The organism is Oligella ureolytica DSM 18253 (assembly GCF_000373745.1).
GTDB lineage: Bacteria > Pseudomonadota > Gammaproteobacteria > Burkholderiales > Burkholderiaceae_B > Oligella > Oligella ureolytica.
Genome location: NZ_KB892288.1, coordinates 1 through 26,418, shown reverse-complemented (window position 1 = coordinate 26,418; position 26,418 = coordinate 1). Strand labels below are relative to the sequence as shown.

Annotated in this window: 27 protein-coding genes and 1 tRNA gene; 23 read left to right on the top strand and 5 right to left on the bottom strand. The window is 44.2% G+C overall.

Annotation, left to right across the window (positions count from 1 at the left end; genetic code table 11):
* Positions 1-31 precede the first annotated feature (31 nt).
* On the top strand, positions 32-2,509 hold the full coding sequence (locus B092_RS0103600) for a bifunctional acetate--CoA ligase family protein/GNAT family N-acetyltransferase (RefSeq protein WP_018573877.1): 2,478 nt from the start codon (positions 32-34) through the stop codon (positions 2,507-2,509).
* Between the two features lie 4 nt (positions 2,510-2,513).
* Here B092_RS0103600 and B092_RS0103595 read toward each other — a convergent pair whose 3' ends face one another.
* Together B092_RS0103595 and yjgA are read right to left on the bottom strand one after the other, a co-directional pair.
* Positions 2,514-3,197 (bottom strand): alpha/beta hydrolase, encoded by a 684-nt coding sequence (locus B092_RS0103595; protein WP_018573876.1) that lies wholly within the window; start codon positions 3,195-3,197, stop codon positions 2,514-2,516.
* Between the two features lie 36 nt (positions 3,198-3,233).
* Positions 3,234-3,785 (bottom strand): ribosome biogenesis factor YjgA, encoded by a 552-nt coding sequence (yjgA, locus tag B092_RS0103590; RefSeq protein ID WP_018573875.1) that lies wholly within the window; start codon positions 3,783-3,785, stop codon positions 3,234-3,236.
* A gap of 108 nt (positions 3,786-3,893) precedes the next feature.
* Here yjgA and pmbA point away from each other — a divergent pair, with 108 nt between their 5' ends.
* The 4 genes from pmbA (at position 3,894) to rpsI (ending at position 7,489) form a co-directional block, all read left to right on the top strand.
* Complete coding sequence (gene pmbA, locus B092_RS0103585) at positions 3,894-5,237, top strand: metalloprotease PmbA (protein WP_018573874.1); 1,344 nt, start codon at positions 3,894-3,896, stop codon at positions 5,235-5,237.
* 93 nt (positions 5,238-5,330) lie between these two features.
* The gene (locus tag B092_RS0103580; RefSeq protein WP_018573873.1) at positions 5,331-6,425 is read left to right on the top strand and encodes a TRAP transporter substrate-binding protein; all 1,095 of its coding nucleotides are present in this window, start codon (positions 5,331-5,333) and stop codon (positions 6,423-6,425) included.
* Positions 6,426-6,658: 233 nt separating this feature from the next.
* A complete protein-coding gene (rplM, locus tag B092_RS0103575) occupies positions 6,659-7,087 on the top strand; it encodes a 50S ribosomal protein L13 (protein ID WP_018573872.1) in 429 nt (142 codons plus the stop codon).
* A gap of 9 nt (positions 7,088-7,096) precedes the next feature.
* Positions 7,097-7,489 carry a 30S ribosomal protein S9 gene (gene rpsI / locus B092_RS0103570; RefSeq protein WP_018573871.1) on the top strand — a complete coding sequence of 131 codons (393 nt, stop codon included), beginning with the start codon at positions 7,097-7,099 and terminating at the stop codon, positions 7,487-7,489.
* Between the two features lie 36 nt (positions 7,490-7,525).
* On the opposite strand, the gene B092_RS0103565 is transcribed toward rpsI, so the two are convergent.
* The gene (locus B092_RS0103565; RefSeq protein ID WP_018573870.1) at positions 7,526-7,858 is read right to left on the bottom strand and encodes a hypothetical protein; all 333 of its coding nucleotides are present in this window, start codon (positions 7,856-7,858) and stop codon (positions 7,526-7,528) included.
* Positions 7,859-8,281: 423 nt separating this feature from the next.
* On the opposite strand from B092_RS0103565, the gene argC reads away from it, so the two are divergent.
* From argC to erpA, 3 genes are all read left to right on the top strand, one after another.
* Positions 8,282-9,340 carry an N-acetyl-gamma-glutamyl-phosphate reductase gene (gene argC, locus B092_RS0103560; protein WP_018573869.1) on the top strand — a complete coding sequence of 353 codons (1,059 nt, stop codon included), beginning with the start codon at positions 8,282-8,284 and terminating at the stop codon, positions 9,338-9,340.
* A 1-nt stretch (position 9,341) separates the two neighbouring features.
* Positions 9,342-10,085: a hypothetical protein gene (locus B092_RS0103555; protein WP_018573868.1), complete on the top strand. Its 744-nt coding sequence runs from the start codon at positions 9,342-9,344 to the stop codon at positions 10,083-10,085.
* Between the two features lie 138 nt (positions 10,086-10,223).
* Positions 10,224-10,586, top strand: a complete 363-nt coding sequence (gene erpA, locus B092_RS0103550; RefSeq protein WP_018573867.1) for an iron-sulfur cluster insertion protein ErpA — start codon at positions 10,224-10,226, stop codon at positions 10,584-10,586.
* Between the two features lie 53 nt (positions 10,587-10,639).
* Here the strand turns inward: erpA and B092_RS0103545 are convergent, their stop codons facing one another.
* Complete coding sequence (locus tag B092_RS0103545) at positions 10,640-11,776, bottom strand: anhydro-N-acetylmuramic acid kinase (RefSeq protein WP_018573866.1); 1,137 nt, start codon at positions 11,774-11,776, stop codon at positions 10,640-10,642.
* Positions 11,777-11,910: 134 nt separating this feature from the next.
* Here B092_RS0103545 and tyrS point away from each other — a divergent pair, with 134 nt between their 5' ends.
* The 15 genes from tyrS (at position 11,911) to B092_RS16105 (ending at position 25,841) form a co-directional block, all read left to right on the top strand.
* Positions 11,911-13,137 carry a tyrosine--tRNA ligase gene (tyrS, locus tag B092_RS0103540; RefSeq protein ID WP_018573865.1) on the top strand — a complete coding sequence of 409 codons (1,227 nt, stop codon included), beginning with the start codon at positions 11,911-11,913 and terminating at the stop codon, positions 13,135-13,137.
* 38 nt (positions 13,138-13,175) lie between these two features.
* On the top strand, positions 13,176-13,808 hold the full coding sequence (locus B092_RS0103535) for a YbhB/YbcL family Raf kinase inhibitor-like protein (RefSeq protein ID WP_018573864.1): 633 nt from the start codon (positions 13,176-13,178) through the stop codon (positions 13,806-13,808).
* Positions 13,809-13,908: 100 nt separating this feature from the next.
* The gene (gene glyA, locus B092_RS0103530) at positions 13,909-15,153 is read left to right on the top strand and encodes a serine hydroxymethyltransferase (protein ID WP_018573863.1); all 1,245 of its coding nucleotides are present in this window, start codon (positions 13,909-13,911) and stop codon (positions 15,151-15,153) included.
* Positions 15,154-15,212: 59 nt separating this feature from the next.
* Positions 15,213-15,683, top strand: coding sequence for a transcriptional regulator NrdR (nrdR, locus tag B092_RS0103525; protein ID WP_018573862.1), 471 nt, complete (start codon positions 15,213-15,215; stop codon positions 15,681-15,683).
* 8 nt (positions 15,684-15,691) lie between these two features.
* Positions 15,692-16,882 carry a bifunctional diaminohydroxyphosphoribosylaminopyrimidine deaminase/5-amino-6-(5-phosphoribosylamino)uracil reductase RibD gene (gene ribD / locus B092_RS0103520; RefSeq protein WP_018573861.1) on the top strand — a complete coding sequence of 397 codons (1,191 nt, stop codon included), beginning with the start codon at positions 15,692-15,694 and terminating at the stop codon, positions 16,880-16,882.
* Positions 16,883-16,892: 10 nt separating this feature from the next.
* A complete protein-coding gene (locus B092_RS0103515) occupies positions 16,893-17,516 on the top strand; it encodes a riboflavin synthase (protein WP_018573860.1) in 624 nt (207 codons plus the stop codon).
* A gap of 122 nt (positions 17,517-17,638) precedes the next feature.
* Positions 17,639-17,726, top strand: a tRNA-Ser gene (locus B092_RS0103510).
* A 177-nt stretch (positions 17,727-17,903) separates the two neighbouring features.
* Complete coding sequence (locus B092_RS0103505; RefSeq protein ID WP_018573859.1) at positions 17,904-19,124, top strand: tyrosine-type recombinase/integrase; 1,221 nt, start codon at positions 17,904-17,906, stop codon at positions 19,122-19,124.
* A gap of 188 nt (positions 19,125-19,312) precedes the next feature.
* Positions 19,313-20,818 (top strand): hypothetical protein, encoded by a 1,506-nt coding sequence (locus B092_RS0103500; RefSeq protein WP_018573858.1) that lies wholly within the window; start codon positions 19,313-19,315, stop codon positions 20,816-20,818.
* A gap of 287 nt (positions 20,819-21,105) precedes the next feature.
* Positions 21,106-21,372: a helix-turn-helix transcriptional regulator gene (locus B092_RS13590; RefSeq protein WP_018573857.1), complete on the top strand. Its 267-nt coding sequence runs from the start codon at positions 21,106-21,108 to the stop codon at positions 21,370-21,372.
* A complete protein-coding gene (locus tag B092_RS13585; protein ID WP_018573856.1) occupies positions 21,369-21,689 on the top strand; it encodes a helix-turn-helix domain-containing protein in 321 nt (106 codons plus the stop codon). The genes B092_RS13590 and B092_RS13585 overlap by 4 nt, the downstream gene beginning before the upstream one ends.
* On the top strand, positions 21,682-22,311 hold the full coding sequence (locus B092_RS14920) for a Rha family transcriptional regulator (protein ID WP_018573855.1): 630 nt from the start codon (positions 21,682-21,684) through the stop codon (positions 22,309-22,311). Before B092_RS13585 ends, B092_RS14920 begins: the two co-directional genes overlap by 8 nt.
* Positions 22,292-22,699: a hypothetical protein gene (locus B092_RS13575; protein ID WP_018573854.1), complete on the top strand. Its 408-nt coding sequence runs from the start codon at positions 22,292-22,294 to the stop codon at positions 22,697-22,699. The genes B092_RS14920 and B092_RS13575 overlap by 20 nt, the downstream gene beginning before the upstream one ends.
* Before the next feature lie 1,536 nt (positions 22,700-24,235).
* Positions 24,236-24,568 (top strand): sigma factor-like helix-turn-helix DNA-binding protein, encoded by a 333-nt coding sequence (locus tag B092_RS0103475; RefSeq protein WP_018573853.1) that lies wholly within the window; start codon positions 24,236-24,238, stop codon positions 24,566-24,568.
* Between the two features lie 919 nt (positions 24,569-25,487).
* Positions 25,488-25,841 carry a HepT-like ribonuclease domain-containing protein gene (locus tag B092_RS16105; protein ID WP_083907452.1) on the top strand — a complete coding sequence of 118 codons (354 nt, stop codon included), beginning with the start codon at positions 25,488-25,490 and terminating at the stop codon, positions 25,839-25,841.
* Positions 25,842-26,158: 317 nt separating this feature from the next.
* Here the strand turns inward: B092_RS16105 and B092_RS15585 are convergent, their stop codons facing one another.
* Positions 26,159-26,296, bottom strand: coding sequence for a hypothetical protein (locus B092_RS15585; RefSeq protein ID WP_018573850.1), 138 nt, complete (start codon positions 26,294-26,296; stop codon positions 26,159-26,161).
* Between the last annotated feature and the right edge of the window lie 122 nt (positions 26,297-26,418).

Here is a 26,418-nt window from a genome sequence, read left to right as displayed (position 1 = left end):
TTAGTGCGAGCATTTTCAAACAATTGCCTTTATGTATAAACACCGCTTAGCCTCTTTATTTGATCCCAGCTCGATGTTGGTTATCAGTGATATCGATTTACCGTTGTCAGAGCATATCCCGACGCGTTTGCAGCATCATGTGGAGTGGCTTCATTGGGATGATGCCGCACAAGAAGAGATGTTGACTCGTCCCGGTGAGTTAGAAGCGACTACGAACAAGTCTTCACCTACAGTGACTTCACCTGATTTAGCCTTAATTTGCTTGTCATCTAAAAAAATAACCCTAGCTTTACAAGTGCTCACTAAAAGGCAGCCTAAGGCGTTGATCATACTGCCTTATAGTGATTCTGAACCGGATTCATTGAGTCTATTGCCTGAAATTGAGGCGTGGGCCAAAGCGCATCATTGCCTATTATTGGGGCCCCGAGCGTTCGGTATACAACGTCCGGTGCGTGGTCTCAATCTTAGTCGTATACCGCTAGTGCAAGGGGGCAAGGTTGCGGTTGTTTCACAGTCACGAATGATCTTAATGTCTGTACTTGACTGGGCTGCTCAATCGGGGGTGGGCGTGTCAACGGCTGTTTCTACCGGTGAGGTTAGAGGAGTCACGTTGGCTGAGATCATTGAGTATTTAGCAGGTGATTCTTATACCTCAAGTATTGTTCTTTACTTGGATAAGCTAAATGATGGGCGAGCCTTGCTTAGTGCGCTAAGAACTGCAGCAGGGGTCAAGCCGGTGGTGGTGTTTAGAGCCGGCCGTATGGATAGCGAGCTGCTTGGTGACGATCGTGTATTTAATGCGGCCGTCCGACGCTCAGGTGCTGTGAGAGCAAACTATATGTTGGAGCTCTTTTCGGCGCTTAAAACAGTGAACCATATTCGTCGCCCGCGCGGGGGTCGCTTAGCTATTTTTGGTAATGGTCGGGCCCAGACGCAATTAATGTGGGATGTCCTTGGTACAGGGGATGATGTTACCAAATTAAGTTATTTGTCGCCTGATACGCAGCATACCTTAGCCGTTCATCTTGGCGCCGGTTCAATTACAACCAATCCGATTATTAGCTATAAGCCGTTTACCAGTGCCACCTTAGTTGACGCCTTAAAGATTGTAGTAGATGATCCCTCGGTTGATGCGGTCATGTTGATTCTTGCACCGGATGAAGCAAGTGATATGGAAGAGGTGGTTAGAGGCTTAGCAGAGTACGCACCCAAAGCACCAAAACCTATTTTTACGACACTGTTTGGTGAAGCGCTTATGCAACCATTACGGCAGATAATGGATGAAGCGGGTACCCCTGCTTTTAGAAATCCTGAAACGGCTTTTTTCGGTTTTAACACGATCAATGCCTATCACTATAATCAGCAACTTTTGCAACAAGTGCGTATCCCGGTACTGGTTGACACTGAGGCAGATAAAGAAAGCGTTGGTGCGATTATTGCCAAGGCCAGAGCGGAGGGTAGATCTGCGTTAGCGCTTAGTGAGATACAGGCTGTTTTACGCTGCTACAACGCCGATGTGGTCTGGAGTGATCAGATGGATGAGTATCAGGAGGAGATAGATTCTGAGGCGCCATTTGCACGTATTACGGTTAAAAAGGATCCGATATTTGGCCCATGGATTTATTTTGGTGAAGGCAAGCATGAGGTGCGAGTTTCTGCGCACGATCAAGGGCAGGATTTACCCCCTCTCAACTCTTTTTTGGCTGCACAACTGATTGAGCGTAGTCGTTTTTGGCGGCTAGAGCTGCATTTCTATGCTGAAGAGCATCATTTTATTAAGCTGCAGAAGCTACTCGAGATAATCAGCGAGTTGGTTTGTGAGCATCCGGACATCGATAGTTTGGAAATTAATCCCATTGCCTTGGGATTAAATCATTTGATTATTGATGAGGCCAACATCCGAATTTCACCTGAAGCGCACGCACCGGTCATAGAAAATCGTTATCAGCACTTGGCCATTCATCCATACCCCTATTATTTAACTGAGTATAAAGCGTTTAATGATGGGCGGTCTTGGACATTAAGGCCGATTAGGCCGGAGGATGCAGAGGCTTTGCAAAACTTCATTCGCGGTCTTTCTGATGATTCTCGGTACATGCGTTTTGTTTCAATGATGAGTGAGCTAACGCCCAAGATGTTGTCGCGATACACCTATGTGGACTATGACAAAGAGCTTGCCTTAGTCGCTACCATTGAGGTGCCTAATCCGGCGCACCGAGGGTTGCCGCAAGAAATCATTATCGGTTTGGCGCATTATTTGCGTAATGTCGATGGTGTTGGCGCGGAGTATGCGCTGGTGATTGCAGATGATTGGCAGCGCCGTGGCTTGGGTCGCTCATTGATGAGCAAGCTGATTGAGCTTGCTCAACGGCAGGGGCTTGAATATATTGAGGGTTTGGTCTTGGCCAATAACCGTTCTATGTTGGCGCTGATGACCAGTTTAGGGATGATCAATGAGCCGGACCACGAAGACCCCACAGTACGTAGACTGTGGATGCCTTTCAAATAACTTCTTATTTACTATGAGCGATTAGGAAGTCGTTAATATCACGAATTTCCTCAGCACAAATCTCATGCTGCATTGGGTAGTCATGCCATTCCACTTCGTAGCCCCATTCGCGTAGACGATCACGACTCTGTTCTCCGCGGCTAACTTGAACGACTTGATCAAGCGATCCGTGAATCATCATGATAGGCGTGTCTTGGTTAGCGGGGTGACGTTCATCAGCAGTCTGCTCAATGATTGGCAGATAGCCCGACAAGCCGATAATGCCACCGAGTTTTTTGGGGTAACGTAAACCGGTCGATAGCGCCATTGCGGAGCCTTGAGAAAAGCCGATTAAGAAAATATTTTCAGCGGGAATGCCACGTTCAATTTCCCGTTCGATGAGTGCGTTAATATCATCGATTGATTTGCGGATACCCATTTCATCCTCACGGATGCCGCCAATGTCCATGGTCAAAAGATCGTACCAGGCCGGCATGACGTAGCCGCTATTGATGGTGACGGGGATGGCAGGAGCATTAGGGAAAATAAAACGAATATTTAACTCTTCCGGTAGACGAAAATAGGGCGGGACAGGCACAAAATCATTGGCATTAGCGCCTAAGCCATGCATCCAAATAACGCTGTGAGTGGCTTCTTCCGTTTTTTGAGGATAATTGTATTCAATACAATCTAATAACTCGTTACTCATAAAAAATACGTCCTTAATGATATGTAGAGTGTTTATTTAAGATTCGATCCGGTCTTTTAAAAGTTGAAATAAAGCACGGTACTGTTTGCGTTGTGGCGTTTGGTCGGCGGTGAGCTTGGTGTTGTTGCTTTGCTCTTTGCGAGCAGCGCGGACGATACTGCGTAACACTTGAATGTCCATATCAGGATATTGTTCAATTAGCTTAGTGACCTCATCATCGCTCTCAATTAAGCGATCACGAATTAGCTCCAAACGATGTAAGTGATCCGTCTGCTCTTTGGAGCCGTGCTTCCATGTATCAATTTGCTGACGCAGGCTGTCTAAATCGGCTTGGCGTAAGACCTTGGCTGCATAGTGTATTTGACGCCTTTTCGCTCCGTGACTTTTAAAGCTTTTGGCTTCTTCCAATGCTCGGATGGCAGACTCATCAAGCGGTAGTTGACGGATCTGCTCGACTGACAACTCAATTAACTCTTTGGTTAAATCAACAATTGCATGCAGTTCACGTTTTACTTGTGATTTGCTCGGACCGTCGTAGCCATTGTCATCGAAGGTTGGGGGCGTGTTGTGATCGGAATCTATAGACATAGAGAGAATAAAAGGTTTATTAATATTGACTTGTCGTATATGATAGCCTGATAGCTAAATCTATTGGCAAAAACTGCCAAATCATATTTACAAGGTTCTTAAGTATTAATGAGTGTAACTAGTTCAGATTTTGATTTAATTGTGCAAAAAGCCTTGGCTAAAGCTAAGCAAATAGGAGCGAGTGACGCTGTTGCCTCCGTGTCCGAGTCATCAGGTTTAGTCGTTGGAGTACGACAGGGGCAAGTCGAGACGATTGAGCGTATGCGTGATAATTCTCTTGGGGTGACTGTCTATCGTGGCAAAGCTCGAGGCTCAGCGTCGACGTCTGACTTAAGTGAAAAGGCTTTAGCCGAGACAGTTGAAGCCGCATGGAATATTGCTCGCTATACAGCAGAAGATGAGATGGCCGGATTACCTGAGGTTGAGGATTTGGCGACAGAAGCTGACTTTAGAGATTTGGAATTATATAAGCCTTGGGATATTGATCCAACCTCAGCCACGGAATTGGCAATACAAGCTGAAGCGGCAGCCTTAGCTTACAGCGATAAAATCACTAATACAGAAGGTGCACAGGTTGATACCGGCGCCGGTCGTTTTGTGATGGCTAATAGCGCGGGCTTTTTAGGTGGCTATCAATATACCCGTCATGGGATTTCTGCCTCAGTCATCGCCGGTCAGGGTGATGGCATGCAGCGCGACTATTGGTATACCTCAGATCGGTACCCGGAGCGCTTAGCGTCGGCTCAGCGAGTGGGCGAGCTGGCAGCTAAACGCTCAGTGATGCGCTTAGGTGCGCGTCAAATTCCCACCGGTCGTTATCCGGTAATTTTTGAGGCGCCATTAGCTTTAGGCTTAGTGGGTCATCTCACGCAAGCCATTAGTGGCGGTGCGCTTTATCGTAAAACCAGTTTCTTAGTAGATTCTTTAGGTACCGAGGTGATGGCGCCACATCTTAGTATTGAAGAGGACCCTTTTATTCCTGGCGCGATGGGGAGTAGTAGCTTTGATAATGAGGGAGTACGAACCGCAGCGCGGGATTTGCTCAAAGACGGTGTATTGCAAGGCTATCTACTCTCTACGTATAGCGCTCGTAAATTAGGCATGCGTACCACCGGCAATGCTGGCGGCTCGCACAACTTGCTTTTACGCTCTCGTCTGACTCAGACGGATGATGACTTAAATGCTCTGTTAAAAAAAATGCACCGTGGCTTGTTGGTGACTGAGTTAATTGGTCAGGGGGTTAATTATGTCACCGGTGATTATTCTCGTGGCGCCTTTGGTTATTGGGTTGATAATGGTGAAATCCAATATCCTGTCGAGGAAATTACGATTGCCGGCAACTTAAAAGAGATGTTTAAACAAATCCAAGCCGTTGCTAATGATCGCATTACCCGCGGATCTAAAACAAGTGGTTCAGTCCTCATTGAGCAAATGGCAGTCGCCGGCTCATAGGCAGTCTTCTCAAGAAACATAGGGTAAATAGTTAGGGTTAAATTGTTATATTTGTGCTAGTATCTTTGGCATGATTTTTTATGGAGTTTTACAATGGAAAGACGTTCGTTTTTGAGAAAGGCCGGTGTGGGTGTTGCGGCTGGTGCCGCTGCTGTTGCAGCCCCGGTGATTGCGCAAGAAGGCCCAACAGTTCGCTGGCGCATGGCAACGAGTTTTGCTCGTAACTTACCCGCTTTACATACACCTGCTCAGCGCTTTTCTGAATATGTCAGCGCAATGACCGGTGGTAAGTTTCAAATCGACGTTTTCCCAGCCGGAGAAATTGTGCCTGCCTTCGAGGTATTGGATGCGGTTTCTAACGGTACAGTACAGTGTGGTCACACATGTGGTTATTACTATTTCGGTAAAAATCCGGCCTACTGTTTTGATACGGCAGTGCCTTTCGGTTTGACAGCAAGACAGATGACTGCTTGGTTGATCGAGGGTAACGGTATGAAGCTGTTACGTGAGTTGTTTGCTGATGTTAACGTTGTAAACTTCCCGTTGGGTAACACCGGTGCGCAGATGGGCGGTTGGTTCCGCAAGGAAATTAAATCACTTGAGGATCTAAGTGGTCTTAAGATGCGTACGGCAGGTTTTGCGGGTGAGGTTCTCTCGAAGATCGGCGTCGTACCTCAGCAATTGGCAAGTGGTGATGTGTATCCTTCACTTGAAAAAGGTACCTTAGATGCAGTTGAATTCGTTGGTCCTTACGATGATGAGAAATTAGGTTTTGTTAAGGTAGCTCCTTATTACTACTACCCGGGTTTCTGGGAAGGTGGTCCGGCGGTATCTCTATACACTAACAAAGACGAATATGAGAAGTTACCGGAAGTGTATAAGCATATTTTAGAGACAGCGTCATATCGTGCTACTCACGACATGTTGGCTATCTATGACTACAATAACGCCGGCGCTTTACGTAACTTAATTGCAGAAGGCGCGATTCTTAGAGAGTTTCCACGCGATATCTTAGAGGCGGGCTATAAGGCCACTGGCGAGCTATACAAACAGTACTCTGAAAACAATGAAGCGTTTAAAAAGATTCACGATGACTACATGGGTTACCGCGATTCAGTGGCGCCGTGGTTCAACGTGTTAGAGACATCCTATACTCGCTTCTTAGCTTACGCGATTAATCGTCTATAGTTACTTTGGTTTTATGCTTTTATGCTGCTGTTTAAGTCGCTTTAGACTGCTGGCATAGAAGTTTTTACTGAAATACAACGCTAAAGCTTTGTTTTTACATCGCTTTAACGTTTTTTATTATGCTATTTTCTTTCTTTGTGTTAATATTATCGGCTTACTCTAGCTTGTACTGCCACTCTTATTAATAATGGCATGGCGAGCACGAGGATTTTCATTTTTAAGGATAAAGAATCATGAAGACTTTTGTGGCAAAACCCCATGAAGTCAAACGTGACTGGTATGTTGTCGATGCAAAAGGCAAAGTTTTAGGACGTGTAGCCAGCGAAGTTGCACGCCGTTTGCGCGGTAAGCATAAACCAGAGTATACCCCTCACGTTGACACCGGCGATTACATCGTTATTATCAATGCAGCTGACATTGTAGTGACAGGCGCTAAGTTCGAAGACAAGAAATACTACCATCACACCGGTTACCCAGGTGGTATCCGTGAGACTAACTTCCGCAAGATGCAGGAGCGTTTCCCTGGTCGTGCGTTAGAAAAAGCAGTTAAAGGTATGCTGCCTAAAGGTCCTTTAGGTTACGCCATGTTTAAAAAACTCAAGGTGTATGCAGGTGAAGAGCATCCTCATACTGCTCAGCAACCACAACAGCTTGATATTTAAGGATAAGTCATGATTGGTGAATGGAATTATGGCACGGGTCGCCGCAAAACCTCGGTTGCTCGTGTTTTCTTGAAAAAAGGTTCTGGTAATTTCGTTGTCAATGGCAAAAGCCTTGACGATTTCTTCGGTCGTGAGACTGGTCGCATGATCTCTCGTCAGCCATTAGCGTTATTAGGTATGTTAGAAGATTTCGACATCCAAGTTAACGTACATGGTGGTGGTGAGAGTGGTCAGGCCGGTGCTGTACGCCACGGTGTTACCCGCGCATTAATTGATTACGATGGTTCACTAAAACCTGAGCTTTCTAAAGCCGGTTTTGTTACTCGTGATGCTCGTGCAGTTGAGCGTAAGAAAGTTGGTCTACGCGGCGCACGTCGTCGTAAGCAGTTCTCTAAGCGTTAATTTATTACGCCAACGGAGTTATGCTAAAAGCCACAATCATTTATTTGGTTGTGGCTTTTTTTGTTTCTTGCGGCAAAATCGAGGTTTAGTCATTGGCAGATAAATGGCGATCACAGCAAAGCATAAAACCAGCACAGCGAGCATGGATTCAATCTCCTTGAGTGCAAGGTATTTGCTGGTAATGTCTGGATCGTGCGGGAGGGTTTGTGCCACATTATAAATTTCAGAGCCTAACGGGCTTAGAGCAACGGTAGTGATAATCATGGTGATAGCCGCCGCAACCAGATAAAGAATTAGCCATCGACGACGCTCAAAGTGAGCACCGCGCCTCATAATCATCATGAGGCCATCAAAAAATAATAAAATCAAACCGGGTGTGCCTAGCCCCAAGTGGTCAAGTTGATTAAGTGGCGGTTATTTAAGATAACTGCACTATTTTCATGTGCGCCTGGAGTAAAGTTAGCACTAAAAAATAACAAGACTGGCTGTAAATAAACAGAGACCGATGATATGTAAGAGCTTAAAGTGCTTATAGAGCATCTGCTGTTTCCTTAAAATAAGATGACTTTATTGTAGTGCGTCTGAAAACTTTTTTACTAAATGGTTGTCCAATAGGGTGTTAATCCAAATCGTATAAGTACATATATTGCAATATGCAGAGCGTCGTTTTATGATGCCCTAACGCGTGTTAATTAAATAGACTGGCGATCATTTAAAATAAAAGATTGCGCGTGCGCTCATCATGTGTGCTCATCATCATAAATAAGTTAAAGAACAACACAGGAATAAGTCATGACTGCTTCTCATCAGAAAATTAAGGTAGGTATTGTTGGTGGTACTGGTTACACTGGCGTAGAATTGTTACGCATTTTATCTCAGCACCCTCACGTTGATTTGCACGCTATCACTTCTCGTAGTGAAGAGGGAGTGGCGGTTGCTGACATGTTCCCCAGTTTACGAGGCAGGGTCGACTTACGTTTCGTGACGCCGGATAATGCGTCACTTAGCGATTGTGATGTGGTGTTTTTTGCGACCCCTCATGGTGTTGCGATGTCGCAGGCCCGTGAGTTGATTGACGCTGGTGTTAAAGTGATCGACTTAGCGGCAGATTTTCGTTTGCAGGATTTAGATACCTTTGAAAAATGGTATAAGCTGCCGCACAGTTGCCCTGATTTGTTGAAAAATGACAGTGTCTACGGTTTGGTGGAAATTAATCGCGACAAAATTAAACAGGCTAAGCTCATCGGTAATCCCGGCTGCTACCCGACGACTGTTATTCTTGGTTTGGCACCACTATTAGAAAAGGGGTTGATCGAGTTAGACGGCATCATTGCGGATTGTAAGTCAGGCGTGTCAGGTGCGGGTCGCGGCGCCTCTGTGGCCAATCTCTTTTCAGAAGCAGGGGATAGCTTTAAAGCTTATGGGGTCAGTGGTCACCGCCATCACCCTGAAATCAGCGAGCATTTAGCTGCTATTGCCGGTGAGCCGGTGGGGTTGACGTTTGTGCCACATTTGGTTCCGATGATTCGCGGTATGTTTTCAACTATTTATGTGCGTATCAAGCCGGAGGCGAGAGATACGGATTTCCAAGCTCTTTACGAAGCGCGTTATAGTGATGAGCGTTTTATTGATGTGATGCCGGCCGGCAGTCTGCCTGAAACCAGAGCAGTCCGTGCCTCTAATGATTTGCGTATTGCCTTGTCACGACCGGGTGATGGTGACACCTTAATTATTCTTGTAGTACAGGATAACTTAGTAAAAGGTGCAGCAGGTCAGGCGGTGCAAAACATGAATCTGATGTTCGGATTGTCAGAGTCTGCCGGTCTGGATTTTGTCGCGGTGTTGCCGTAGTATGGTTGCCCGTTTGTTTTTGCTGTTTCTGGGAATGGCAATCGGTGGTGGCTCGGTCTATTACTATCAGCAGGCTGAATTACGCCGTGAGCAGGATAGTTGGCGAGCCAAACTTTCTGAGCAGGTCGATTATGAAAAGAGTCAGGCGATGATTAATTATCAGGCAATTGAAAATCTTTATCATGAGCAAAAAGCCAAGGCCTTGCTTGATAACGCGATGATTATTCAGTACAGTCGGGAAATTGAGCGCCTCAATGATGAGGTGACACACCTGAGTGGTGAGTTGGCTTTTTACGAGGAAATGATTCCGGCTGGACCTGATGGTGCGCTGAGCTTGAGAGGCTTTGAGGCGTATCAAGAGGGGATGTATATTAATTTTAAACTCATGCTGTCCGTGAGCGGTCGTGGTCTTCAGGCACCTTTCTCGGGGCGTTTGCAGTTTACGGCAACGGGTGAAAAAGATGGCGAGGAGCAGGTGGTTGAGCTTTATCCGGCGGTGTCACCCAACGCTGAGCCGACCGCTGACGAAAATTCCTTGATCGGTAGCATTGCACAAGGTAGTGGCGAATTAAAAGCGGCTGACTTGAAAATAGAAGGGATGAGCCCCATGTTAGAGCTAAACTTCAATCGCATTCAGCGTCGCGAGGGCTTGTTAATTATTCCTTTTGGTTTTAGTCCTAAGACCGTCACTCTTAACGTCTTAGAGGGTAAGAGTATTAAGCTAAGCAAGACGATTGAGCTTTAAGTAATTGTATTTAAAGAATTATTTAGTTTTAAAGTCACTGATCTAATAGTGGGTATAGTAGGGTGTTTAGTTGCCCTGTGCTAAAATTAACTAACCAGTTATTGTATGTATGCTTTTTAGAGGCATTGGAGCAAGATTATGAGTATTGAGCAAGTAGATTTACAAACCCCTCCAGCACCCTTAGTTTTCACGGATTCAGCCGCAGACAAGGTGCGCGATTTATTAATCGACGAGGGTAATCCTGATTTAAAATTGCGCGTTTTTGTGCAGGGTGGTGGCTGTTCCGGTTTCCAGTATGGTTTTACTTTTGACGAAGAAGTGAGTGATGATGATACCCGCATCAATAAAAACGGCGTGACTTTATTGGTTGACCCAATGAGTTTCCAGTATTTGTTCGGTGCTGAGATCGACTACAAAGAGGACATCGAGGGGTCGCAATTTGTTATTCGAAACCCTAATGCCTCAACGACATGTGGTTGCGGTTCATCATTTGATATTTAATTAGTTGATTGTAATTCGTTTAATCTGATCCGCTCTAATGAGTTTTGATTAGATTAAGCCGGATGTAGGGAGCCTGCTACGCTTGCGTGGCGGGCTCCTGTCATATCGGGCGTGCAAGTCGCTAGGCGTTGTCTAAAAGCCCATGCCAACCAGGCAAAGGCCATTGACTCCATTGCTTGAGTGCCAATGCCATAGGTATCACTGCTTAATACCGGATAGTCTAAGGCAGCAGCCAGTTGCTTCATGATTAACGGATTTGCTGCACCACCGCCAAAGACAATAAGCTCCTCGGTGTCGCCAGCATGTTTTTTTAAGCTGTCAATAATACTTTTAACTGTCAGAGCAACAAGGGTTGCTTGAATATCAGCCCCTTGATAGCTGTCAACGGTAGGGTGTAGTTTAAAAAAAGTCTCTAGCTTTTCTTCTAGCCACTGACCGTTAAAGAGGTCCCGACCAGTGGACTTCGGTGGGGGTAAAGTGAACCAACTTTCTGACTCAGTCAGAAAATCAAGGAGCGACTCATTGATTGCTCCGCTCGCTGCCCATACACCGTCTTTATCGAATTTTTGTCCCAAGTGCTTGTGACACCAGTAGTCCAGCAGCATATTGCCCGGGCCACAGTCAAAGCCGCTCGTCGCCTGTTGGGGGTGCAATAGACTTAAGTTGGAAATGCCGCCAATATTTAATAGGGCGCGGGCTTTGTGGTGGTCGCGAAACATGGCATGATGAAAGGCCGGAATTAATGGGGCACCTTGGCCGCCGGCTGCAATATCGCGACTTCTAAAATCTGACACCACATCAATGCCGGTTAATTCAGCAACTAATGCTGGTGCATTTAATTGGATACTATAGCCGCGCTCAGGCCGATGTCTGACGGTTTGGCCATGAATACCCAAGGCATTGATGTCATCAGCGAGTAAGCTGTTTTCTAATAAAATATTTTGTGTCGCATCGGCGTATAACTTACCCAGCTCCAGTGATACCTCTGCTGCAAGGCGCAGTTCGTCAGGGCCGCTTTGGTTGAGGTTAAGAATAGCCTCCCTGAGACTCATGGGAATGTCCAAGCTGCTGGTAGCAATCAGTTTAGCCGGTGTGGCGTCATGCTCATTTATTTTTACTAATGCTGCATCTACGCCATCCGTGCTGGTGCCGGACATGATGCCGATAAAATAAGGAGATTGTAGGTTCATGAAAAAGCACCTCAGGAAGCAATACTTTGGTCTAGGAAAGGTTATAATCTAACACAGAATAGGCATGTTGCCTCTTGGGTATTTTGTCCTACAAATTTAAGACGAATAATAAAACTTTTGGAGTTAAACAATCGATGTCTGAGCAAGAACTTCAGATCAGTCAAGAAGTAAAAGACGAATTGCGCATCGTTCTGCGTGGCTGTGATGAATTGTTAGTCGAAAGCGAACTAATGCAGAAAATGCAGCGTAGTAAGGACACAGGCGTTCCTTTACGTATCAAATTGGGTCTTGACCCAACGGCGCCGGATATTCATCTAGGCCATACGGTTGTGCTTAACAAAATGCGTCAGTTACAAGATTTGGGTCATCAGGTGATTTTTCTGATTGGTGACTTTACTGCCTTAATTGGTGACCCTAGCGGTCGTGACACCACTCGCCCGCCGTTAACCAAAGAGCAAATTCAGCTCAATGCCAAAACCTATTATGAGCAGGCCTCTCTTATTTTAGATCCTGAAAAGACCGAGATTCGTTATAACTCCGAGTGGTGTGATAAGCTGAGTTCTCGTGATTTGATTTCGCTAGCCTCTCGTTATACCGTAGCGCGCATGCTTGAACGTGATGATTTCACTAAGCGCTACAAGGGTGGCGTGCCGATTGCCATTCATGAATTTATTTATCCCTTACTACAGGGTTATGACTCTGTACAGCTTAAGAGTGATATTGAGTTGGGCGGTACGGACCAGAAGTTTAATTTGTTAGTCGGTCGTGATTTGCAAAAAGAATATGGTCAAGAGTCGCAGTGCGTATTGACGATGCCATTACTTGAGGGGTTAGACGGTGTTCATAAAATGTCTAAATCTAAAAATAATTACATCGGTATTACCGAAGACCCTGATAGTATGTTCGGTAAGATTATGTCAATCTCAGATGAGTTGATGTGGCGCTACTTTATTTTGCTGTCTACGCATAGCCTTGAAGCCATTGAAGGCTTCCGCAAGGAGACAGAAAATGGTCGCAATCCTCGTGATCTTAAAGTGATGTTGGCTCAGGAGATTATTACTCGATTCCACAGTGCGTCAGCAGCCGAGGGCGCTTTGCAGCGCTTCGAAGCACGTTTCCGTGACGGTCAAATCCCTGAGGATATGCCTGAGATTGAGTTAGAGGGCGCACCTTTAAGTATTGTTCACATCTTAAGAGATGCCGGTTTAGCGAGTTCGGGCTCTGAGGCTAGCCGTAATATTCAACAAGGCGGTGTGCGTGTCGATGGTCAGCGCATCGAGGATCGTGGTTTAGCATTAGCTGCCGGTACATACGTAATTCAGGTTGGTAAGCGTAAGTTTGCGCGAGTTACAATTAGCTAGGTTTCGCTGATGGAGCCATCATATTTGGAGGTCTTTCTATGAATTTAAGTAGCCATTCGATTCAACATAATCAAGCAATCGATCCGCGTTTTGCTTTTGGCAAGATGGATAAGCAGAGTAATATCGCCTTATCTTCTAATATCAATCCGCACTTTAGTTGGACTGATGCGCCTGAAGGTACTAAGTCCTTTGTGATGGTTTGTGTCGATAGCGATGTACCGAGTAAGCCGGATGATGTTAATCAGCTAGATCGTGAGGTGCCTGCTGATTTGCCGCGAGTGGAGTTTTATCACTGGGCGTTAATTGATATTCCCGCTGATGTGACTGAGATCAAAGAGGGTGCGCATTCGAAAGATGTAACCCCTAAGGGTAAGGGCGGCCCTTCGGCTCCCGGTGGTTTGCGTCATGGTATAAATAACTTTACCGAGTGGTTTGCCGGTGACCCTGATATGAAGGGTGATTACTTCGGCTATGACGGTCCTTGCCCACCATTTAATGATTCATTGGTACACCATTATCATTTCACACTTTATGCGCTTGATATAGAGCAGTTACCGCTTGAGGGTAATTTTAAGTGTGCTGATGTGGTTAAGGCCATGGCGCAGCATGTGCTGGCAGAAGCGACAATTACCGGTACTTATACCTTAAATCCACGTTTAGCTGAGTCGTAGAGTCAGCGGTTTCGTCGTGATGAGGATGTTAAGACCCATCAAGTGAGTAATGGGGTCTTTGTTTTTTTATTCTATCTACCTTCAATTAGGAGTTTTATCAATGTTTGAGCGCAGCAACACACTGGACAAAGTCGATCCGGATTTATGGGCAGCCATACAAAAAGAAGATGAGCGTCAGGAGCAGCATATCGAATTAATCGCTTCTGAAAACTACACCAGTCCGGCTGTTATGCAGGCTCAAGGCTCACAGCTGACCAATAAATACGCAGAGGGTTACCCCGGCCGTCGTTACTATGGCGGTTGTGAGTATGTAGATATTGTTGAGCAGTTAGCGATTGATCGTTTAAAGCAATTGTTTGGTGCTGAGGCGGCCAACGTTCAGCCCAACTCCGGCTCGCAAGCTAACCAAGGTGTTTATCTTGCCGTGCTAAAACCGGGTGATACGGTGCTGGGTATGAGTTTAGCAGAAGGTGGTCACTTAACTCATGGCGCACCGGTTAATGCCTCAGGTAAGCTATACAACTTCGTTCATTATGGTTTAAATGACGAAGAAGAGATTGACTATGACGAGCTAGCGCGTTTAGCTAAAGAGCACAAACCAAAATTAATCGTAGGTGGTGCGTCAGCTTATGCCCTAAAAATTGATTTTGAACGCATGGCTAAGATCGCTAAAGAGGTCGGTGCCTATTTCATGGTTGATATCGCTCATTATGCCGGTCTAGTCGTTTCCGGCCAGTACCCTAATCCGGTTCCACACGCTGATTTCGTGACCTCAACTACACATAAATCACTACGTGGCCCACGCGGCGGCGTTATCATGATGAAGGCTGAGCACGAGAAAATCATTAACTCAGCTATTTTCCCCGGTCTCCAAGGTGGTCCTTTAATGCACGTTATTGCGGGTAAAGCGGTTGCCTTTAAGGAAGCGATGGAGCCTGAGTTCAAGGCGTGGGGCGCACAGGTTATTAAAAACGCTCAGGTATTAGCCGACACCTTAACAAAACGCGGTTTGCGCATTGTGTCCGGTCGCACCGAAAGCCATGTTATGCTGGTTGACTTACGCAGCAAGGGTATTACCGGTAAAGAAGCAGAAGCTGCTTTAGGTAAAGCACATATTACGGTTAATAAAAATGCCATTCCTAATGACCCGGAAACGCCATTTGTTACCAGCGGTATTCGCATTGGTTCGCCGGCGATGACGACTCGTGGTTTCAAAGAAGCCGAAGCCGAGTTAACCGCTAATCTAATTGCAGATGTTCTGGAAAATCCTCATGATGAGGCTTTCTTAGAAGAAGTACGCTCAAAAGTTAACGCATTAACTGCTCAGTTCCCTGTTTATAAGTAATAGGTAAATTGTGAGAAATAGATCGCCTTGCTCCGGTGGGTAGGGTGATCTGAAAAAATATGAAATGTCCTTTTTGCAGTAATACTGATACACAAGTCATTGATTCACGTTGGCAAGATGAAGGTAATGTGATTCGTCGTCGCCGTCGTTGCCCTGACTGCGAGAAGCGCTTTACCACCTTTGAGCGAGTCGAAAAGGTCATGCCTGTTGTGGTCAAACGTGATGGCAGGCGTACTGAGTTTGATTTATCCAAAGTCGAAGCCAGTATGAATATGGCTTTGCGCAAGCGCCCCGTGAGTACCGAAGCCCGAGATAAGGCCTTGATAGATATTCAAGATGCTTTATTTAATCTGGGCGAAAAGGAAGTCAGCACGGACGCAGTGGGTGAGCTTGTCATGGAGACGCTTAAAGAGCTGGATCAGGTGGCTTACGTGCGTTTTGCGTCGGTGTATCAAAGCTTTGAACATATCGATGAGTTTGTCAAAGCAATTGGCGAGATGCAAAAGAAAAGCACGGCGCCTAAACAATAACTATGCTTATGAGCATTAATCTCGACCCTTTACAGGCCGAACAGGATAGCTATTGGATGGCTGAAGCCATTCGGCTTGCTGAAGAATCTCTTTATCTGACCTCTCCTAACCCTCGCGTCGGTTGTGTTATTGTGCACGATCAGCAGTTAATCGGGCAGGGCAGTACTCAACAAGTCGGCCATGACCATGCCGAAATTCAAGCCATTAAGAACGCCATTGCTAGGGGTAACGAGGCAGCGTTAAAAGGTGCTACTTTTTACGTTACCTTGGAGCCGTGTAGTCATCATGGTCGTACTCCGCCCTGTGTAGATGCGATTATTCGCCACCAAGCGGCGCGCGTTGTTATTGCGATGCTTGATCCTAATCCATTGGTTGGCGGTCGAGGTGTGGACAAATTGCAGGCAGAGGGGATTGAGGTCAATACAGGAGTCTTAGCCGAAGAAGCGCTTGAGCTAAACACCGGCTTTATCGCACGGATGCTCAACAAAAGGCCGTGGGTACGGACAAAACTCGCTAGCTCCATGGATGGTAAGGTCGCTTTAGCCAATGGCGAATCTAAGTGGATTACGTCTTCTACTGCACGCGATGATGGTCAGCACTGGCGTGCTCGTAGTTGTTTGGTTTTAACCGGGATAGGTACCTTACAAGCCGACAACCCCTTGCTTAATGTACGCGCCATTGAAACACCGCGTCAACCTATTAGAGCAGTGATTGATCGCTTATTTGTTATTGATGTTGCAGCGACTATTTTTAATGAGGATCCGGTGTGGGTTTTTGTCGAAGATAGGGTGTTTACAGCGCAGGAGCTAGAAAAACAGCGTTTTTTAGAGCAAGAGAAAAACGCTCGTATTATTAAGATGCCCTTAGCCCTTGATGGGGTCGATGGGCAGGCGCTGGACCTACATGGCATCATGGATTATTTAGCGATAAATGAAATAAATGAAGTGCATTTAGAAGCCGGTCCACGTCTAAATGCCGGGTTTTTAAATGCAGGTTTGGTTGATGAGGTGCTACTTTATATAGCACCGAAAATCATTGGCCCGGGCAGAGAGGTATTTGCTTTATCACCTTTAGAAAAACTGAGTGATGCGAAGCAAATGGTGTTTTTTGAACAGCAGGCGGTTGGTGTTGATGTGCGCTTAAGAGCGCGCGATGATAAGCGCTGGCAAGCGTTGTTGACTGCTGTTTCTGAAAAGTAAGAGAGAAGAGATGTTTACAGGAATTATTACGGGTGTTGGTCATATTAAATCAGTGACGCCATTGGGTACTGCTGATGATAAAGACAGTGGTGTGCGTTTGCATGTGCAAGCTAATAATTTTGATTTAAGTCGTATTAAGCTGGGTGATTCAATCGCTATTCAAGGTGCTTGTATGACTGTCATTGCTTTTGATGAGACAAGTTTTGAGGTTGAAGTATCTCGTGAGTCATTGAATAAGACAGTCGGGTTGGATCAGATAGGTGAAGTAAACTTAGAGCATGCTATGCGTCTAGGCGATACGCTAGATGGTCATATTGTGGCAGGGCATGTGGATGGTAAAGGCGTAATTACAGTCTTTGAACCGGTAGGCGAATCTCATCTCCTTAAAATCCAAACTCCTGCTGAATTAAGCAAATACCTTGCTTATAAAGGCTCTGTTGTCGTCAATGGTGTCAGTCTGACTGTAAATTCAGTCGAGGACAATGCGGATGGTTGCGAGATTAGTATCAACTTGATTCCTCATACCTTAGACGTGACTACGTTGAAACATCTTCAACGCGGGGGCGAGGTTAATATCGAAGTGGATTTACTCTCCCGTTACGTTGAGCGTATTTTAAGTCTACAAAACCTATAGAAATCTGTTTGTGACGAATAACGGCTTTTCATTGCCGTGAAGCGTTATAAGTGCTAAAATCTCTCGCTTAGTGTGTAGTAATCATCATTTGTTAGTCGATGGTTTTAGCATCTATCTAATTAGGATTGGTGGCCGAGTGGCTGAAGGCGCACGCTTGGAAAGCGTGTATACGGAGACGTATCGAGGGTTCGAATCCCTCTCAATCCGCCATATTACTAAGTATTTAACGATACAAAAAGACTCAAACCCCGCATATATCAAGGTTATGCGGGGTTTTTTGTTGTCTGTAAGGTAGATAAGAGGGTACAAAGTAGGGCTTGAAGATACCAACATAAGTTGGTATAAAAGTTGGTATGTATCAAATGACCAAAAAGGAGATACCAACAAATGAGCCTAACAGACACAAAAATAAGGAACGCTAAGGCAAAGGAAAAGCTTTATAAGCTGAGTGATGGCCAAGGATTGCAGTTATTTGTTAATCCTAATGGCTCTAAGTATTGGCGTTATGCTTATCGATTTAATGACAAACAAAAAACCCTTGCTATTGGCGTATACCCAGAGGTAAGCCTTGCTAAGGCTAGAGAGCAGCACGCAGAGGCTAGAAAACTATTACAAGAGGGTATTGACCCCATGGAGGACAGAAAGGCACAGCAGAGAGCGCAGGCTATTGCCCGACTGAATACCTTTAGGCTGGTAGCTGAGGCTTGGTATGAGCATTGGCAGCCCAGCGTTTCAGAGAAACACGCTAAGCAAGTATGGCGGCGTATTGAATTGGATATATTGCCCGAAATAGGAGAAGCACCAATTACTGAGCTAACGACAGGAAGCTTTAAAGAGTTGGTAAAGAAAATCGAGAATCGGGGCGCTATCGATATAGCTAAGAGAAACTTACAAAAGTGTAGCCAAATAATGAGGTATGCGGTGGCTCATGACTTAGTACCCAATAACCCAGTAGCTGATATTAGGCCTAGCGATATATTAAAAAAGCGTAAAAAACGCAACTACCCAAGAATACCCTTAACCGAGTTACCGGAGCTCTTAAGAGATATCGATGATTACGCAGGCAGTGAAGTGACTGTATTGGCGTTAAAGATGATGACTTACACCTTTGTACGTACCAGTGAGCTAATCAAAGCTAGATGGGAAGAATTTGATTTTGAGGCTAAGCGTTGGAACTTATCCGCAGAGCGTATGAAGATGGATAGGCCGCATATTGTGCCATTGGCTGAGCAAGTAATAGAGATACTAGACGAGCTGAAAAAGTATGACAATGGCAGCGGCTTTGTTTTCCCGCCCGACACTGTAGGCAGGGGTGAGCATATGAGTAATAACACGATTCTATACGCCTTGTACCGCATGGGCTATAGGGGGCGAATGTGTGGCCATGGCTTCCGTGGCGTGGCTAGTACTGCTTTACATGAGCAAGGGTACAACCATGCTCATATTGAACTGCAATTAGCACACTCAGAAAACGATGATGATGTATCAAAGGCGTATAACTATGCTGAGTATTTGCCGCAGCGCACAGCCATGATGCAAGAATGGGCGGATCACTTGGACGCTCTAAAGGAAAAGCGGGTTATTCAACTGCCTACCAAAATAGCTTAGTACTGCTTGATTAGCCTGTAATCCATTTTACAAAGATACATTAAGATAAATGGGAGTACATGACTGTATGAAAAAACAGTATAATGGCTTTGCTAACCTCTAGCCCGACGGGGCGAAAACCGCACAGCCAAGCGGAATGAGGTTAGCTCTTTATCAAGTATTGGCTACCTATTGGCTGAGGTATTGGCATGGGATTAATTAAAGAATTAAATCAAGAATATCAAAGTAAATTTATCTCTATTCGTGAAGCGTTTGAAGCTATTAAAGAGGTATTCCCGACCACTACAGAGGCAGAAATTGCACAGCTACTAATAAGAGTAGAAAATGACAGCGTGCCGCATAAGGCTATGTTGAACGGCTTAACTAATGAAATAATTTCAATTGAACCATTTTCGGACGAATCCTTAGAATACAAACACTTGTTAGAGGTAATTATCTCTAGGAATTTGCCGCTTGAAGAGCTTGAAAATTTAGACAGTTCATATTACAGGTTTGAAGAGTATCCTATGGAAGATCCGCTATGGTTTGATACAAGAGATTTAGATAACTTAGGCTGGTATCGTGAGGGCTTTAATGAAGCTCTTAAGAAAAACGGACTTGATATAGAGGCGATACAGCAGCAGAAGAGCAAAGAGCCGCCCGCATGGTTTAAACCAAAGCATTTAATGCCTTACCTAAGCCTTAATGAGGCAGCCTTTACGATAGCCTTTTGTGAAGAGTTTCCCAATCATCGAGAGTTTAGCCGTGATGCTCTAGATAGCAGGTTCCTTTGTGATATTGGAGAATATGCTTATAGGGAATTACTAAGGCAAGCGGTAGATCAAGGCCGTATATCTTTATCACCCAAGCATGGAAGTCGTACAGATCCTGAATCCCAGTGGCAGCTTGATGTATTGGATATTAGGCAATATTGCCATGAATCGGGCTTAAACTGGCCTATTCCATGGGAAGAGCCCGCTTTAATTATTAATGATCCCGATGAGCTCATTGATTGGCCTTTACCAATAGAGCAAATACCCGCATGGCTTAAGCCATATATGGCAAGAGCATACTTAAGCCTTGAAGAAGCTAGCGATATCATTACAAGATGTGATTTCTATGACGATGAGGAAGATCGGGACGGCTTTTACAGAGCTTTCTCAGCTTATAAAGAAATGCTAAGGCGTAATGTGATGGAGGGGTTAATTAGGCTATCACCGAACGCAGGTAACGTTACGGATTATGAAGAGTATTGGCAACTTGATGTTAATGATATCGGAAAATTATGTAGCACCATCAATATATTATGGCCAATCTCATACGTGAAGAATGAAGCCAATACAAATAGCAACCAGACCGTTGTAAACGACCCTGAGTTTAACGCTAGACTGGAAGAGCTTAAAGCAGCTAATGAGGCGTTAAAAGCAGAGAACGAGGCGCTTAAAAAGCAGCTATCAGGTTACTGTATTGTGCCCATCAATAGCGAGTATTTCCCCTTAGAGGCTAAGGTAGGCTTAAAACTTTGGAATACTGTAACAGAGAACGGAAAACAAGATGTTATTAAAAAATCACCAAAGCAGGCGCTTGAAGCTGAGTTAGAGAGAATGACCGAGAATGATTCAGATACTAGAAGTCTAACAAAATCAGCAAAAGAGCGAATATTAACGGTTTTCAACTGGAGGCAAGGGGGCGGCAATCCAAGATTAGGTGTGTAACCAGCGACCTATCACAAGGGCTTGAGCTAACATACCCACCCTATCACCCTAACCTACCCACCTAGGCGAAAGCTTAGTAGCGATACAATCCACAGTAACAGCGCCAAATCAAGATTATTTAAAATAACCCGCCCACCATAGAAGCCTTTAAATACGGGGGTGACAGCTAACCTAACCACCCCCTAAAAACCCCCACCACCCTAGGTTATCTGAACCTAACCACCTATTTATTTATCTTTTAGCCTCTTAAACTTTTAAGCATTGTTAACACTTTTGGAGATAAAGCAATGCCTCAAGATACAAGGCTAGATGACAGCAACCAAACCAACAACAGACACCCTGAACTAGATCGCTACTGGACAATGAAAGAGATTGCCGATCACCTTGGTGTATCTATTCACACCCCCAGAGCGTGGCTGAGAAGAAAGCAGATGCCAAGGCCTGATATCAATGGGGTACGTTTGAACAGATGGCGCTATAGCACTATCAAGGACTTTCTAGATGACCCGATAGCATGGCGAGAAGAAAATAAAGGCTTGGAGGTGGTGAAATGAAAAACGCCCCCACTACTAAAAGCAATGAGAGCGCAAAAGACCAAAAGCAGTATAACATTTGCAATACTGCCAAAGATGGTAAAAAGCCAATTAATCCCCAAACTAAAAAAGCCCGTATATTGGAACTGCTACAGAAGCGAAGCTTAAACCGCTTTGAAGCTGAAAGGTACGGCGACCACTGCCTTAACTCTACAATTAGCAGCCTTAGAAAAGATGGCTATATCATTCACGGTGTAATGGAAAAAGTGCCTACCCGCTTCGGTAAACCAGTACCTGTAAAGCGTTATTTCCTTGTTAAGGGGGCGAGCAATGACTAGCATTACACTTGAGGTTAAAGGCAAAGAATACCGAGTTGATAGCCGTTTGATTGCTGATAATTTAGGTATTAAGCATAGAAACGTTATTCAAAATATTAGAAAGTACGAAACTAAATTTAAAGGCTATGGAATACTTCCGTTTCAAACGGAGGTATTAGGTGGGGTAGGCCAACCAGAAAGATACGCCTTACTTAATGAAAATCAGTGCTTCTTTTTACTTTCCTTGAGTGCAAACACTGAACGAGTAGTAGATTTAAAGTTTCGTATGGTTAAAGCATTTGCAGCAGCTAGAAAAAATATCATTACACGAGAAACAGAGTATTTACCTACCTATCACGCTTTACATGATGGCGTTGCTAGGCTTTCCACAGATTCAAGCAAGCCGCATTTTGTTCACTCAAACATAAACCGTCTAATCAACAAGACGGCAGGTATTGAAGCAGGCACTAGAAGCAACCAGCCATTAGAGAAAACATCAATGCTTGTTGTTGCTCAGGCAGTGGCCATTAAAGCCATGGCTAATGCTGATGACCATAGGGACGGCTATAAGCGTGCTAAACAAGCCCTTAAGCAGCTTGAACGGGCTATTGAGGTAGTAGAGCATGGCGAGATACAGCAATAAGAAAAATAAAGCTGATCGTGATGGTACAACTTTTTTGGCATTGCCTCATGTAGTGATGGAAAGCGAAGCCTTTAAGACCTTGCAAGGCCAACCACTTAAGCTTTTACTTGATATAGCCATGCAATTAAGTTCTACCAATAATGGACGGCTTAGCGCCTCATGGCGTTATCTATCAGAAAAGCGTGGCTGGACAAGCAAAAGTAGCTTAAGGCGCTCATTGGACATACTAGAGGAGCGAGGGCTTATCTTTTGCACACGTAAAGGTAGTCTACCTAATAAGGCGGCGTGGTATGCGGTAACTTGGTTAGGATTACATCACTCAAAAGAAATGGATTGCGGTTCTCAATCTCTACCACGTGGTGCTTATAAAGACTGGAAGCAAAATTAACACGCCTTGCCCTATATCCGTACCAATAGGCAGGGCTATAAGCCCGATATCCGTACTTAGGGGGCTTGCTCTAAGCCCGATATCCGTACTTATATGGGCGTATTTTCGTGTTTCCTATGTTCGATATCCGTACACTATCTAGATAAGCCATCTGTAGTAGTCATTTATAAACAAATAAAAGAGTAAACGCACCTGATAAAAAGCATATGAACAATTAGCAGATGGTTAGCTCATCGTTAAAAGTGAGTAAGAAAAAAACGGTTACCAAAAGAGAAACGGTTACTGATTCTGACCTAGTGAAAAAGGATCACCACCCTAGTGAAAATACTTCACCACCGAGAACCCCGCTTTGGTGGTATTGACACAAACCCCATGCGGTAAGACCCTCCTACACTTAAATGTGACACCCTCCCACGCTCAAATGGGACAGCCTCATAAGCAATTGATTGCATGGTTACCGTAAGATTGCGGCTACCCTCAAATTGAGGACAGGCCATTGATGTTATTTGTGAGCCTGAACCACTTTTAAAGCTCATGTGATGGCTCTTAGGTAACGGTGATATTACGGTGAGGGTTAGGTAAGGGTAACGGCAAGATTACGGCAAGGGTTAAGTTAAGGGTTACGGTAAGGGTTATACCATGGGTTTAGTGAGCATACGACCTCAACCCCCAAACTGGGCGTACAGATCAAGGGTTACAGTGAGCACCCTCAACTTGAGGACATACAAAAGCCTAGGGTTAGATTAGGGCGAGATTTACGCAGCAGGACAGCAAAATGACGGTGTGCTTAGGGTAATGATGCCGAAAAACTAAATAACCGCTCTAAGAGCCTGTAGAAGCGTTTAACAGATGGTTTAATGTTCTCATTTATCGGGTATGGATTACATGCTTAGGCCATGCGGTAAGCCCCCAAGATTACCCCAAGGCAGCAACAAGATTGCAACAAGATTGCAACAAGATTATTTCGGTGCAAAACCTTATAAAACCATAGATTAAAAAAGTAATTCAACTCCCTCAATTTGAGGAAGTTAGCACCTTGATATGAACTTGATATAGTCGCAGTGCTGGTGAGCATGAGAATAAGCCCAAAGTTACTTTGGCTCACCTTGCAACCAAACATAAGCCAAGACTATAAAACAACCCCATGCAAACACCATGCGGGGGCGGGGTAAAAGTTGATAGCTTGCTTCACCACTAGACCACCCACACAGTCGTTTATAGAAAATATTGGCTCACCGTAAGATGTTAACTTCTTATTGTGCTGGCTCACTAGCAGTTAAAAGGCAACTGATACCCTTGGTTACGGGTATGTAGTGCTAGCAAATGGTGATGTAAGGCCGTGAGAGCGTCTGTAAGGCGTTTTAAGACTGTCATCACTAGTTAGACATGGAATAAGTACGAAAGGCTTTTAAATACCGCTGAAAGGTGTAAATTAATATTGCCATTTGAAATGGCTTTAATCCCCGAGCGACTAAAACGCAATTGGCGGCTAACCTTATAATATTTGCTGGCAGAATGATTTGTTAGAGGCTTACAGTGAGAAACACCTATCTAGATTTACGCCTTTCACAATGGGCTGAATACCACTCAAAAGGCTATTTACCATCAATTGCTGAAAGAGTATTCTTTGGAGGTGACAACGAATTAAGCAGGTTAGAAAGAGAAGCACATAGGCTTACTAAGGTTAAACGCACCGCAGCGGCCATAGAATCACTAAATGACGAATACAAGGCAATAATCTACGGTAGATACCTTGCTAAGATGACGCTTAAAAGAATCGGTGAAGAGATAGGCTTATCAAGTACCACTGTATCAAGGCGATTAAGTGAGGCTGGCTACCAGATACAGACCTTTTTTGATACTCATTAGATTTACGGGTAAGTTCCGTAAATCACCGCCCCCTTAAATACCCGTCATTGCGGGTAATTAAAATCATAGAGCCGCCCCCAAGGAATTAACTGATGCGATTAGAAATCACACCATAAAGAATGACCAAAGAGTGATTGGTAAAACAAACCCCATGGAAAAGTGCAAATAAGACACAAATAAATTTGTTGGTATAAAAGTTGGTATATTTATTTTTGTAATTATCAAAACCCTTTGATTACGAGGATTATAGGTTCTGATATGAATGTCTCTCAACCGCCAAAGAATTGATTCAAGCAGCGTTAAAGCTATTTGGAAGTATATAAAATCCCCGCTAGAGCAAAGGCTTAGCGGGGATTTTGCGTTTTATATTTTACGAGAAGGTACAAGGTAACACTTGAAGATACCAATACATGCTCCTATACACAAGATTTATACTTATTTATAAGATTGCAGATAAGGCATTGCTAGTGTCAGTAGTAGTAGTTGGGAAACTAGATAGGTGTGAGTTTTGCAAAACGGCAATGAAGTGAGTTTAAGCTAAGTTAATCCTCAAAGTAGCACAATTCGTATTAAGTCGCTAGCTTTTTCGGAGAAAAGTTATGAAGCCTTCTGAAGCATTAAGCAAATATAATCAAGGAGTTAAGAGAGTTTTTTCAAACTATCTTTTGATTAAAAACCCTAAGATATTTGGTTCGATTGCACAGTGAAGACACTGAAGAAAGTGACATTGATTTTTTAATTCAAGCGTAACGTGATATTACCTTATTCATGCTCTCGAGACTGAAAAATGAATTATCAGAATTATTAGGCGTAGAGGTTGATATTGTGACTGAAAATCAATTACCGCCGAAGCATAAAAACAAAATCATTGAAATAGCTATCTCATTAGGATAGGAGCAAGTTCAAGTTAGGCGAGCAGATCGAGCATATAAAGGAATATGCTGAAGCCATACTTCGAGATATTGATGGTGTAAGAGAAGAGGAGTTTAAAACTAAGAGGCTGTTACAGCGTTCTCTGACATTAGATATTCTTACATCAGGAGAAATTGCCGCAGTAATATCATTGAAATTTCCCGACTTTATAGCTGTAAATAAAACGTTACCATTGAAAGATATGGCAGCAATGAGGCATAAAATGGTTCATGGATATTATGCAATTGATTTGGATATTGTAGGGGATACGGTTAAGCAGGATATACCAAAGGTTTTAGACTTAATTCCAAAGTTTAGACGAGATGTTGAGTTGTTTAGGTTGAAGACTTTAAATAGCTAGATAGAACGATAGGTACGCCTTGGGTCTACTGGTAAGATTCATGGCGTTTTTCATCTTGCAAGATAAAAGTTGAATTATTTATCAAGATTAAATTAAGCGTTTTTCTCGTGTCGACTCATATTCAATCTGGTAATCCACAATGAGGTTTCTTTGTGGAATGCTATAACTGTGGTATGTGATGACCGATTATTTACAATCTCTTTGACAGTACAGAAAGGACTTGTCGCGGAGCCACTATGTGGACTCAGGCTTATAATAGAAAACGTAGAAAACGCCATTTTGACTTTAAATAGTATTACGGCAAGGCAAAAATCACATTAAAGAGACTTTTGCATAAAAGCAGTTAAATACCGGATTTCTGTTCTACTTGGAAATTTTTTGATTTTTTGATTTTTTTGGAAATTTTCGACAAATTTCACCCCGCTTTTATCGATAAATGCCTGTTTTTTTGGCATTTATCTGCCTAATTCTGCCTTTTAGGCAAAATTAGGCGCAACTATCCTAAGCTTATTGGCAGCTTTTAAACAATTGATGCAAATCGCTTTCAAAAGCGACTGCGCATGCACCTTGACGAGAC

Bases quoted from the DNA above. Each gene is read 5' to 3' on its own strand.
- B092_RS0103600 (WP_018573877.1), top strand. From the start codon at position 32: ATGTATAAACACCGCTTAGCCTCTTTATTTGATCCCAGCTCGATGTTG.
- B092_RS0103595 (WP_018573876.1), bottom strand. From the start codon at position 3,197: ATGAGTAACGAGTTATTAGATTGTATTGAATACAATTATCCTCAAAAA.
- yjgA (WP_018573875.1), bottom strand. From the start codon at position 3,785: ATGTCTATAGATTCCGATCACAACACGCCCCCAACCTTCGATGACAAT.
- pmbA (WP_018573874.1), top strand. From the start codon at position 3,894: ATGAGTGTAACTAGTTCAGATTTTGATTTAATTGTGCAAAAAGCCTTG.
- B092_RS0103580 (WP_018573873.1), top strand. From the start codon at position 5,331: ATGGAAAGACGTTCGTTTTTGAGAAAGGCCGGTGTGGGTGTTGCGGCT.
- rplM (WP_018573872.1), top strand. From the start codon at position 6,659: ATGAAGACTTTTGTGGCAAAACCCCATGAAGTCAAACGTGACTGGTAT.
- rpsI (WP_018573871.1), top strand. From the start codon at position 7,097: ATGATTGGTGAATGGAATTATGGCACGGGTCGCCGCAAAACCTCGGTT.
- argC (WP_018573869.1), top strand. From the start codon at position 8,282: ATGACTGCTTCTCATCAGAAAATTAAGGTAGGTATTGTTGGTGGTACT.
- B092_RS0103555 (WP_018573868.1), top strand. From the start codon at position 9,342: ATGGTTGCCCGTTTGTTTTTGCTGTTTCTGGGAATGGCAATCGGTGGT.
- erpA (WP_018573867.1), top strand. From the start codon at position 10,224: ATGAGTATTGAGCAAGTAGATTTACAAACCCCTCCAGCACCCTTAGTT.
- B092_RS0103545 (WP_018573866.1), bottom strand. From the start codon at position 11,776: ATGAACCTACAATCTCCTTATTTTATCGGCATCATGTCCGGCACCAGC.
- tyrS (WP_018573865.1), top strand. From the start codon at position 11,911: ATGTCTGAGCAAGAACTTCAGATCAGTCAAGAAGTAAAAGACGAATTG.
- B092_RS0103535 (WP_018573864.1), top strand. From the start codon at position 13,176: ATGAATTTAAGTAGCCATTCGATTCAACATAATCAAGCAATCGATCCG.
- glyA (WP_018573863.1), top strand. From the start codon at position 13,909: ATGTTTGAGCGCAGCAACACACTGGACAAAGTCGATCCGGATTTATGG.
- nrdR (WP_018573862.1), top strand. From the start codon at position 15,213: ATGAAATGTCCTTTTTGCAGTAATACTGATACACAAGTCATTGATTCA.
- ribD (WP_018573861.1), top strand. From the start codon at position 15,692: ATGAGCATTAATCTCGACCCTTTACAGGCCGAACAGGATAGCTATTGG.
- B092_RS0103515 (WP_018573860.1), top strand. From the start codon at position 16,893: ATGTTTACAGGAATTATTACGGGTGTTGGTCATATTAAATCAGTGACG.
- B092_RS0103505 (WP_018573859.1), top strand. From the start codon at position 17,904: ATGAGCCTAACAGACACAAAAATAAGGAACGCTAAGGCAAAGGAAAAG.
- B092_RS0103500 (WP_018573858.1), top strand. From the start codon at position 19,313: ATGGGATTAATTAAAGAATTAAATCAAGAATATCAAAGTAAATTTATC.
- B092_RS13590 (WP_018573857.1), top strand. From the start codon at position 21,106: ATGCCTCAAGATACAAGGCTAGATGACAGCAACCAAACCAACAACAGA.
- B092_RS13585 (WP_018573856.1), top strand. From the start codon at position 21,369: ATGAAAAACGCCCCCACTACTAAAAGCAATGAGAGCGCAAAAGACCAA.
- B092_RS14920 (WP_018573855.1), top strand. From the start codon at position 21,682: ATGACTAGCATTACACTTGAGGTTAAAGGCAAAGAATACCGAGTTGAT.
- B092_RS13575 (WP_018573854.1), top strand. From the start codon at position 22,292: ATGGCGAGATACAGCAATAAGAAAAATAAAGCTGATCGTGATGGTACA.
- B092_RS15585 (WP_018573850.1), bottom strand. From the start codon at position 26,296: ATGCCAAAAAAACAGGCATTTATCGATAAAAGCGGGGTGAAATTTGTC.